This window comes from Mycobacterium sp. (assembly GCF_035314665.1).
Lineage (GTDB): Bacteria > Actinomycetota > Actinomycetes > Mycobacteriales > Mycobacteriaceae > Mycobacterium.
In genome coordinates, this window is sequence record NZ_DATFZD010000288.1 from 1 (window position 1) to 9,883 (window position 9,883).

10 protein-coding genes and 2 pseudogenes are annotated in these 9,883 nt (G+C 66.3%); 10 read left to right on the top strand and 2 right to left on the bottom strand.

What is annotated here, in order from left to right; translation table 11 throughout:
- The first annotated feature begins 244 nt into the window (after nucleotides 1-244).
- The 6 genes and pseudogenes from VKI00_RS20435 to VKI00_RS20460 form a co-directional block, all read left to right on the top strand.
- Nucleotides 245-526, top strand: coding sequence for a transposase (locus tag VKI00_RS20435; protein ID WP_324440630.1), 282 nt, complete (start codon nucleotides 245-247; stop codon nucleotides 524-526).
- A gap of 240 nt (nucleotides 527-766) precedes the next feature.
- The gene (locus tag VKI00_RS20440) at nucleotides 767-1,171 is read left to right on the top strand and encodes a DDE-type integrase/transposase/recombinase (protein WP_414687250.1); all 405 of its coding nucleotides are present in this window, start codon (nucleotides 767-769) and stop codon (nucleotides 1,169-1,171) included.
- A gap of 90 nt (nucleotides 1,172-1,261) precedes the next feature.
- Nucleotides 1,262-2,350 (top strand): tyrosine-type recombinase/integrase, encoded by a 1,089-nt coding sequence (locus VKI00_RS20445; protein ID WP_324440634.1) that lies wholly within the window; start codon nucleotides 1,262-1,264, stop codon nucleotides 2,348-2,350.
- Nucleotides 2,319-4,268, top strand: coding sequence for a tyrosine-type recombinase/integrase (locus tag VKI00_RS20450; RefSeq protein WP_414687251.1), 1,950 nt, complete (start codon nucleotides 2,319-2,321; stop codon nucleotides 4,266-4,268). The genes VKI00_RS20445 and VKI00_RS20450 overlap by 32 nt, the downstream gene beginning before the upstream one ends.
- Entirely contained in the window at nucleotides 4,265-4,567 is a 303-nt protein-coding gene (locus VKI00_RS20455) for a hypothetical protein (protein ID WP_324440638.1), read from the top strand. The genes VKI00_RS20450 and VKI00_RS20455 overlap by 4 nt, the downstream gene beginning before the upstream one ends.
- 51 nt (nucleotides 4,568-4,618) lie before the next feature.
- A pseudogene (locus VKI00_RS20460) lies at nucleotides 4,619-4,841 on the top strand (integrase core domain-containing protein); the annotation flags it as partial.
- Nucleotides 4,842-4,941: 100 nt separating this feature from the next.
- On the opposite strand, the gene VKI00_RS20465 reads toward VKI00_RS20460, so the two are convergent.
- Nucleotides 4,942-6,105: a dihydrodipicolinate reductase gene (locus VKI00_RS20465; RefSeq protein ID WP_324440640.1), complete on the bottom strand. Its 1,164-nt coding sequence runs from the start codon at nucleotides 6,103-6,105 to the stop codon at nucleotides 4,942-4,944.
- A gap of 132 nt (nucleotides 6,106-6,237) precedes the next feature.
- Between VKI00_RS20465 and VKI00_RS20470 the strand changes: the two genes are divergently transcribed.
- Genes VKI00_RS20470 through VKI00_RS20480 form a run of 3 tightly spaced genes read left to right on the top strand, consistent with a single transcriptional unit; the run spans nucleotide 6,238 to nucleotide 8,822 of the window.
- A complete protein-coding gene (locus VKI00_RS20470) occupies nucleotides 6,238-7,101 on the top strand; it encodes an SDR family NAD(P)-dependent oxidoreductase (protein ID WP_324440642.1) in 864 nt (287 codons plus the stop codon).
- Between the two features lie 19 nt (nucleotides 7,102-7,120).
- Nucleotides 7,121-8,194 (top strand): dihydrodipicolinate reductase, encoded by a 1,074-nt coding sequence (locus VKI00_RS20475; RefSeq protein WP_324440644.1) that lies wholly within the window; start codon nucleotides 7,121-7,123, stop codon nucleotides 8,192-8,194.
- Between the two features lie 10 nt (nucleotides 8,195-8,204).
- On the top strand, nucleotides 8,205-8,822 hold the full coding sequence (locus VKI00_RS20480) for a TetR/AcrR family transcriptional regulator (protein ID WP_324440646.1): 618 nt from the start codon (nucleotides 8,205-8,207) through the stop codon (nucleotides 8,820-8,822).
- Nucleotides 8,823-8,839: 17 nt separating this feature from the next.
- Here the strand turns inward: VKI00_RS20480 and VKI00_RS20485 are convergent, their stop codons facing one another.
- Nucleotides 8,840-9,274, bottom strand: a complete 435-nt coding sequence (locus VKI00_RS20485) for a hypothetical protein (protein WP_324440648.1) — start codon at nucleotides 9,272-9,274, stop codon at nucleotides 8,840-8,842.
- Nucleotides 9,275-9,333: 59 nt separating this feature from the next.
- On the opposite strand from VKI00_RS20485, the pseudogene VKI00_RS20490 reads away from it, so the two are divergent.
- A pseudogene (locus tag VKI00_RS20490) lies at nucleotides 9,334-9,883 on the top strand (dihydrodipicolinate reductase); the annotation flags it as partial.

Genomic DNA, 9,883 nt, shown 5'->3' on the forward strand with positions numbered 1-9,883 from the left:
ATACGATGAGTGCATCGAAAGTGCCTTCTCGGGCTCTGGACAATTACGACGTCAGCACTCGTATTTTCCCAGGCCAGAAGGCATTTTCGCTGTTCACACGCCGATCAAATCCCCGGCCCATCCACGGATTCAGGCTAAGCCAAGTGGTCGGCATCAGGTCGGTATGGCGCGTTCCCGGTGAATGAGTCCGACCAGTTTTAGAGTCCTGTGGCCCAGATTGTGGGCTGGAAGGGACGATGAGCAGATGGCTGGTCGGAAGCGGCATTCCGCGGAGGACATCGTGCGCAAGCTGCGCCGAGCTGACGAATTGGCTGCCGAAGGCAAGATCGGTGAGGAGATCGCCGCCGAGCTGGGCGTGTCGGCGGCGACGCTGTACAACTGGCGCCGCGCTTACGGCGGGATGGACACCGACGCCGCCAAGGAACTCAAGGAACTGCGCGAGCAGAATGCGCGGCTGAAGCGGCTGTTGGCCGAAGCCGAACTGGAAAAGGACGCGCTGCGTGAGGTGGCCAAGGGAAAATTCTGAGCCCAGCTGCCAAGCGCCGCGCCGTCGACATGCTGACCACCAGTTTGAGCATGTCGGAACGGTTGGCGTGCAAGGCGGTTGGGCTGGCCCGTTCTACCTACCGGCGCCTGCCAGTGGCGCAGACCCCTGCCGATCCCGACGCCGAGATGCGGGGCTTGGCTGCGCGCCTACGCCGCCAAACATCCTTGCCATGGGTTCAGGCGTGGCTGGGCGGCGTTACGCTACGACGAGCGCCGTGAGGTGAACGAGAAGAAGGTGCACCGACCCTGGCGAGAAGAGGGCCTGCAGGTGCGGGTGCACAGCCCGCGGAAACGGGCCGGGGTGTCCTCGATCCCGCCGATCGACGCCGATGCCCCCAACGTGGTGTGGGCGATCGATTTCCAGTTCGACTCCACCATCGATGGCAAGGCGATCAAAATCGCGTCGATGATCGACGAACACACCCGTCTATCGCTGGTGCATGTGGTGGAACGCTCCATCACCGCCGAGCGGCTCGTCGCCGAGTTGGAGGGCGTCTTCGCCGCCGCCGGCGGGCCTCCGAGGGTGCTGCGCATGGACAACGGTCCTGAGTTGGTTTCTCAAGCGCTGCAACAGTTCTGCGATGGAAAGGTCGGGTTGTCCTATATCCCGGCACGCCCCTCTTAACCGGCTAATCGTGACTGTCTACCTGCTCCGACACGCCGATTTTCCTGGGGTGCTTGATTCGTGCTGAGACGTTTGGCATATGTGAGTGCCATGACGGAAGAGCGGACGGTCGAGTCGTTGCGTGCGGTCGAGCGGGCGGGGCGTTGGTCGCTGGTGGGGTCGGGGCCGGGTGGTGTGGATGTGGTCAACGACTATCTGGGTTATCTGGCCGACCGGGGTTACTCGCCGCGCACGGTGCGCGCCTACGCGTTCGACCTGCTCGCGTTCGCCCGCTGGCTGGTCGCCGAGCGGCTGGCGGTCGACGCGGTCACCACGCAGGTGCTGCTGCGGTTCTTGGCGTTCTGTCGTTCGGCGTCGACGCCGGGCCGGCCGGGCGGCAACGTCTATTCGATCCGCGATGGCCGCAACAGTGGTTACGCGGCGACGACGATCAATCGTCGGCTGGCCGCGATCTCCGGGTTGTTCTCCTATCGGGGGATGCGGGACGGGTCGGCGACCAACCCGCTGCCGCACGGGCCAGCGGCGCGCCGCATGGCCGCTGGGGAGCAGAGTGGCTTGCTGGCTCACCTGCGAAAGCCCAAGCAGCGGTCGCGGTTACGGGTGCGGGAGCCGCGGCGGCTGCCGCGCGGTCTGGACCGCAAGGAGACGATGGCGCTGTTGGGCAGCCTGCGCACCGAGCGGGACCGCGCGGTCGCCGGGTTGATGCTGTTGTCCGGGTTGCGGTCGGCCGAGGTGCTCGGCCTTCGGGTGCGTGATGTCGACATCGGCCGCGGTTGGGTGCGGGTGATCGGCAAGGGCGACAAGGAGCGGCGGGTTCCGTTGGACCCGGACGTGGCCGGGCTGATCCAGACCTACCTGTTCGCCGAGCGCCCGGAATCCGAGTGTGACACGCTGTTTCTGGTTGCGAAGGGCCCCAACCGGGGCAGGCCGCTGACGGCGGCGGGGTTGCGTACGATTTTCCGCTACCACCGGATGAAAGCCGGTGTGCCGGCGGGGCATCCGCACGCGTTGCGGCACACCTTCGGCACCGCGCTGGCCGAGGCGGGGGTGGACCTGGCGGTGCTGCAGGCGCTGATGGGCCACGACCACGTCGACTCCTCGGCCGCCTACATCCATTTGTCCCCGGCGCATGTGCGCGCCGCCTACGATGCCGCTCGTGATCGCCAGCGCGCCCGCTGAGGGGGCTGGCGCGTGGCGGCCGGCGCCGCATGGCGAGCAGTTGCTGTCCGGGTATCTGTGCGCGTTGGCCGCGCGGGGTGCGGGGAATCGATCATTTTTGGGGGCGGCCCGCGCGTTTCTGGCCCGCTGGCCCGATCCGCAGGCGTGGACCGAGCAGCCGCTGCCGGTGCGGCTGTCGGCCGGTTCTGCGGTTCGGCCGTTGCTGACCTATCTGATGCTGGCCGGATACCTGCGGCCGGGTTATGACTATCTGCTCGAACGCAAGCTGTCCGCCATCCTGCGGGAGGCGCAGGCCAGCCCGCTGGCCGGTGATGTGACCCGATTCCTTTCCGCAGCAACCGAATTAGGCTACTCGCCCCAGATCGCGGCCGGGCTGGCCAGCCAGGTCGCGGTGCGGATGCTGATCCAGACCGGCCGCCCGCTCAGCAAGCTCGGCGACGCCGATACCGCTGAGTTCACCGCCGCGATCACCGGGCGCGAGCAGGCGCACGGGCGGCAGCTGCAGCACTACCGCACCGCGTTGTATGCCACCCGCGCTGTTCTGTATCACCTGGGTGGGCAGGTCACCCCGACCGCGAAGAACACCGCGCACCTGCGTTGGCCGTGGCGACGGCACTTCGCCGGTGTCCCAACAGGATTGGCCGATTCGCTGGTGGCCTACCTGGAATGTGCGTCGGGCACCCGCACCCGGTCGACCGTGCTCGGTATCGCCAGCCGCCTCGGGCACTTCGCGCGGTTCCTCACCGCACACGACCCCGCGCTGACCTCGCTGGCGGGACTGGACCGGCAACGCCACATCGAGCCGTATCTGGCCGCGGTGGCCGCCGCGCGCAACCCGCGCACCGGCGCGGCCCTGTCGGCCTCCGAGCGGCGCTCGCGGGTGCTGACCGTCGGGCGGCTGATCGATGACATCAACGAGTGGGGCTGGGCCCAGGCGCCCGGCCGCAAACTCGTGTTCGCGCGCGATGTCCCGCGACTCCCGCGGGCGCTGCCCCGCTACCTGCCCCCCGACGCCGACCGGCGGCTGTCGGCGGCGCTGCACGCCTCACCGAACCGGCTGCGCGCCGACGCGCTGCTGCTGCTGCGCGCCACCGGGATGCGCATCGGCGAGCTGCTGGACCTGGAACTGGATTGCGTGCACGAGGTGCCCGGCGCCGGGGCCTGGTTGAAGGTTCCGCTGGGCAAGCTCGATACCGAGCGGATGGTGCCCATCGACGACGACACCCTCGATCTGGTCGACCGGATCGTCGCGCACCGCTCGCCGGGCAAGCCGCTGCCGCACCCGCGCACCGGCAAGCCGGTCCAGTTCCTGCTCACCCACCAGGGACGCCGCGTCTCGGTGGACGTCCTGCGCGACGAACTGATCCGCGCCGCCACCGATGTAGGATTGAAATCCGTTACGCCACACCAACTTCGGCATACCTACGCCACCGCGCTGATCAACTCCGGGGTGTCGCTGCAGGCGCTGATGGCCATGCTCGGGCATGTCTCGGCGGAGATGAGCCTGCGTTATGGGCGGCTGTTCGATGAAACCGTGCGCGCCGACTACGAACGCGCGCTCACCCAGGCCAAAGCCCAGCTCGGCCCCGTGCTGCCGTCGCGCACCCCGCTGCCCATCACCGACATCAGCGCCGACAGCAACGACTGGAAAGACACCCCGACGATCAAGGCGCGACTGGCCGGCGGATACTGCCTGCGCACCCCCGCCCAAGGAGCCTGCGCCTACGCCAACATCTGCGAGCACTGCCCGAACTTCCGCACCGAATCGACCTTCCTGCCGATCCTGGCCACCCAGCGTGCCGACGCCGCGGCGCTGGCCGCCGATGCCGACGCCCGCGGCTGGGGCCAGGAAGCCACTCGCCACCGCCGCCTCGTCGAACGCCTCGACCAGCTGATGAACCGACCGGACACGCCGTGACCGACGAACCCGCCGTTCGCGTTGAACGCGCCTGCCGGGCACTGCTGACCACCGGCGACGCCATCACCTTCGACGCCGTGGCCGCCCACACTGGCATCGGCCGCGCCACCCTCTACCGGCGACCTGAACTGCGCGCCATCGTCGAACAACATCGCCAACACGGCCGCGACGCGCTCACCCTCACCGGACTACAAGTGCAGATCGACCAACTCCGCCTCGCCCTGGAAGCCGTCGCCGCCAAGGCACGCCGCCACGAAGAGCAACTCCGAAAACTCCACCGCTCCAACCGAGCCAAATAGCCCACCACACCCGTGGCCACAGACCAAGATCGACCCCGATTAGCCGGATAACCGTGGAACAACGGCTACGTCGAATCGTTCAACAACCGGCTACGGAAGGAGTGCCTCAACCGGAACCACTGGACCACGCTGCTCGAAGCCCGGGTGGTCATCGGCGACTTCAAACGCGAGCACAAATCGGCACCGCCATTCGGCTCTGGGCTACCTCACCCCGGCCGAGTACGCTGCTCGATGCAGGCACACCCACAACCCGGTGACCTGCGAGATCAACTGAATCCGGAACAACAACAACCCGACTCTAAAACCGGGTTGACTCAGTTTCGGACTCGCCACAAGGCCGTCGGTCACGGAGCAGACCGTGAACGCAGAGCCTCCTATGCTCCCATCCGGGCGTCGTGATGACCTTCGATCGTGGGGATTCCGTCTCGGCGTGGGCGGAGCGAACCGATCGCCGGCGTTAGCGGGATGTGTAGTGCATCAACTAGGCCTGGGGCCGCGTGACATACCCACGGGACGGCGTTGATGGCGCGCATACCGGTCGCGAGCAGGCCGTGGTCGGTGGAGTCCTCATCGGAGTTGAAGCCGGTTTCGAATTCGGCGTCGAAGCTGGGCTCGCCTTCGATCATCACGCGCCACACGCCGTCGATGCCGCCGGCACGGCTCTTCGGCCAGTCCGGTGCTACGTCCGCTGCCATCCGGTCGACGTGTTCGATCGTGATCACTTCTTGGCAGTCGACCACGCCGATGCAGCGGAACCAGACCGCTGCGACGGTGCCGGATTCGATCACCCCGGACAGGGTCTCCAGTCGCCGCGGTGACGGCGCGAACTCGCACGTTTCGCGAATCTCGTCCAGCTCCACGCCGAGTGCTTCGGCGACCATGGTGACCGCCGCGCCCCAGCCGTACTTGATCACGCCGGGCATCATGATCCCGCCTCGATAGTCCATCGGCTGACCGAAGCCGAACAGCTCTCGCATTTCGTAGATGGTGTTGTCACGCGAGTAATCGGTGATCTCCAAGCCTCGGATCGAGTAGATCCGATTCGACATCGATGCCATCGCGACGGCCAGCAGATCGCAACCGAACCCTGGTTCGATGCCTGATGAATAGATCGAGCTGCCACCTTTTATCGCTGAGTCGACGATGCGTTGCACGGTCGAGTCCTTGATAGAACCTCGTGGGTAGACCAGGCCCGGAACCGACGTGGTGACGACGTTCTTGCCCGACTCCAGAATGCGGCAGAAGTCGGTGATCGCCTCGCGGGGGCGGCTGGTCGCAGGCCCGGTGTAGATGATGCAGTCCGCGTCGCCTGCCAGAATGGCTGCGTCGTCGCGGGTCGCAGCCACGCCCAATGGATCGATGCCGGCAATCGTGCCGGCGTCCTTGCCGTCCTTGGATTCCGAGTGCACCCAGACGCCCACCAGTTCAAGGTTCGGGCGGTCCGCCACCGCGCGGATGGCCAACCGTCCGACGCGTCCGGTCGCCCACACCACCACTTTGTACGGCTGCTCTGGGTGATCCAACGGTTCTTGGCTCATCGTTGCGACTCCTCTCGCGCGGGTGACAGTGACCAAGTCAAGTCATGCTCTTGCCCCATAATGATTACATCTGTAATTTTTCCACCGCGGTGCTTTTGCACCGCCGGCATCGAACGGCAAGGGGCAGTGACCATGGGTGTGCTCGACGGCAAGGTCGCGATCGTCACTGGAACCAGCAGGGGTGTCGGCGTGGGCATCGCCCATGAACTGTTGCGCGCCGGCGCCACCGTCGTCGGGTGCTCGCGGTCACCGCTGAACACCATTCCCGGCGTAGTCGTCGAGCCGGGGTGGGCTGAACGTTCCCACCAAATGGTTTGCGATCAGGGCGATTACCATGCGATCGACGCGATGGTCACCGCTGTGGTCGAGCGCTACGGCCGAGTCGACATCCTGGTCAACAACGCTGGCGGGACGGTCCCCACGCCGCACGCCGAGGACGTTCCCGACCTGGTGTCGCGCATCCAAGGCGCGCCCCGCTCCGACGACGACTTCGAGCGCACCGTGTTGTTTCATGCGTTCGCCGTCCAGATGAACCTCATCAGTCCGTTGTGGTTCGCCATCCGCGTATACCGCCAAATGCGCGACCAGGACGGCACCGGCTGCATCATCAATGTCTCCAGCGGCGCGGGCCATCCCGCGGGCTCGCCGACACTGGTGTCCTACGGTGCGGCCAAGTCAGGACTCAACCACCTCACTCGGTCACTCGCCGAAGAGTGGGGCCCGGCGGCCCGGGTCAATTGTGTGGCGCTCGGACCGACGATCACCGACAACTTCCGCTCGTTCGTCCTGCCCAAAGACGACCCGATGGGCTCGACGTACTTCGACGCGCTACCGCTCAAACGTGGCGGTGAACCGGAAGAGGTCGGCCGCACGTGTGTCTTCCTGGCGTCCGGAGCAGCCGATTTCATCAACGGCACGACCATCGAAATCGACGGCGGCATGCTACCGGGCGTGCTCTACGACGCCGGACTGAAGACCATTACCGACCTGCTCTGACCGCCTTGAAAGGACCGCAGTGACCCGTCGGATCGTCCAGTTCTCCACCGGCAATGTCGGAGTCCACGCGCTACGCAGCATCATCGAACGTCCCGACCTGGAACTCGTCGGCGTCCACGCACGCGGGCAGGACAAGATCGGCCGCGACGCCGCAGACCTATGCGGTCTCGACCGGCCCACCGGAGTGCTCGCCACCGACGACATCGACGCGCTGATAACCCTCAGCGCGGACTGCGTGGTCTACACCTCCCAAGCCGAGACCCGCCCGCACGAAGCGTTGCACGAGATCAGTCGATTTCTGCGGACGGGCACGAATGTCGTTGGAACGTCGTTCGTCTGGCTGGTGGCGCCGGACCAGTCCGACGATTGGCTGCGCGAGCCACTGGCACAAGCCTGTTCCGAGGGCGATACGACGTTGTACATCAACGGAATCGACCCGGGGTTCTCCGGCGACACGCTGGTCTACACGGCGTTGAGCCTGGCCGCTCGGGCCACCGCCATCACCGTCCAGGAGATCTTCGACTACGGAAGCTATGACGACGCCGAATTCACCGGTGTCAGTTTCGGTTTCGGCACCACACCCGACCACACCCCCATCCTCTTCTCGCCGGGTGTCCTAGCGTCGATGTGGGGCGCTCAGGTGCGCAGCCTCGCCGCCGATCTCGATATTGAGCTCGACGAGGTCCGGGAACGCTATGACAAGTGGGTCACGCCCTATCCGATCGAGTGCACCATGATGAACGTCGAACCCGGCAAGGTTGCCGCCATCCGCTTCGCCGTGGAAGGCATACGCGGCGGGGAAGTGATCATCACCATGGAACACGTCAACCGGCTCACCGATGCCGCCGCACCGGACTGGGCCTATCCACCCGACGGACACCCCGGCGTGCACCGCGTCATCATCGAGGGCAGCCCCGGCATCGAGATCAACACCCACGTGGGCACATCGGGCATCGACCACAACCAGGGCGGGGTCATCGCCACCGCAGCCCGCGCCGTCAACGTCATCGACGCAGTGTGCCAGGCTCCCAGCGGAATCCTTGCCGCCCATGATCTGCGGCCGACCGACCACGTGCGGGGCGTGCTGTGGTAACTCCAAGGCCATGACCGCACCTCGCCGGCCGCCCACCGGCACCCAGGCCCGAGCCGAACGCACCCGCACGGCAGTCATCGACGAGACGGTGCGCTGCATCCTCGACGAGGGATTCGCCCCACCCAGCGTCCGGCACATCACCCACCGCGCCGGTTTGACCTGGGGCGTCGTCCAGTACCACTTCGGCGATCTGGACGGCCTGCTGATGGCCGTCGTCGACCAGGGTTTCGGCGAACTGCTCGCCGCTCTGGACGAGCTACCGCCACCAGCCGTCCGCCAGGGCAGCGTGCGGGCGCGCACCGCGTTCGTCATCGACACGATCTGGGACGCGTTCTCCAGTCCCACCTCGATGGCCGCCCTGGAGATCCTCATCGCGACCCGCGGCCTTCGCGACGCCGTCGCCAACACCCACCTCGCCGACCTGATGGCCACACTCACAGGCCTCGGCCGTCACCTGGGAGAAGGTCTTTCCGCGCCGCACGCCGGCCGGATCGGCAACCTCATCTGGGCCTCCTTGCGCGGGCTGGTGGTCGCACAGATGGTGTGGCCAGAACCCGTGGACTCCTCCCGCGACCGCCAGTCGCTGGTCGAAGTGATCACCGCCTATGTCGAGTCGCGCGGCGGCTAAACGGGGGTAAGGCAGGGCTAAGGCAGATCGGTGGACAGGAACGTCAGCGGGAGCCCGAGCACCGACAGCTCGATCTCGTCGAGCTCGTAACCGTCACCGCCGCGGTGCTGCTGGAACCGAGTCTGCGCACCGTAACGCTGCGCCACCTGCTCAGCGGCCGGGGTGTCACCGACACGGACCACCACCGAATACACGCCGGGGCCGTTGCGCTCCAGGAACTGCGCCACCCCACCAGCGACGTCAGCCCCGGAGGACAGCGGGGTCACCAATTCAAGACCGCCGTCCCAATCCAGCAACACCCGCAGGCCCACGTCTTCGAGCTCGATGGTCTGGAATCGAAAGCCCAACTCGGAGAAGAACTGAAGTGTTTCAGAGAGCTGTTCAGGCGTCACCGCGAAGACCACGTGATGAACGCTGGTTGCTCGACTCGGTTCATTCGCGTATTCGGCCACGCAAAAACATTACACTCGTTATCGTTTAGCTGAGCCAGTATTTCCAGAAAGGATTCGCCTTGAGGTCGACGACGGGCAAGACATACAAGGTCGTGGTGTGGGCGACTGGCGGCGTCGGGCGCTATGCCATCCGCACGGCGGCCGACCGGCCCAACCTCGCACTCGTCGGAGCATGGGTTCACTCGGCTGCCAAGGACGGTCAGGACATCGGGACCCTCGCAGGTATCGACCCCCTGGGCGTAACGGCCACCCGCGACGTCGACGCTCTGCTCAACGGCGACGCCGACTGCATCATGTACGCCGCGCCGGCGGGCCCCCGGCCCAGCGAAGCGCTCGCCGACTTCTGCCGGATCCTGGCCGCGGGCAAGAACATCGTGACGACGTCGCTGCCCGGCCTAGTCTACGAGAAGGGTTCGCTCTCCGAGCGTTTCCTCGACCCCATCCGCGACGCCTGCCGCACCGGCAACAGCGCCATCTACTCCTCCGGCATCGAGCCGGGCTTCGGATGCGACCTGTTCCCGATCGCCCTGCTGTCCATGTCGCACCGGGTGTATTCGGTGCGCGGCATCGAGATCACCAACTACTCGCAGTACCCCGTTCAATTCGACG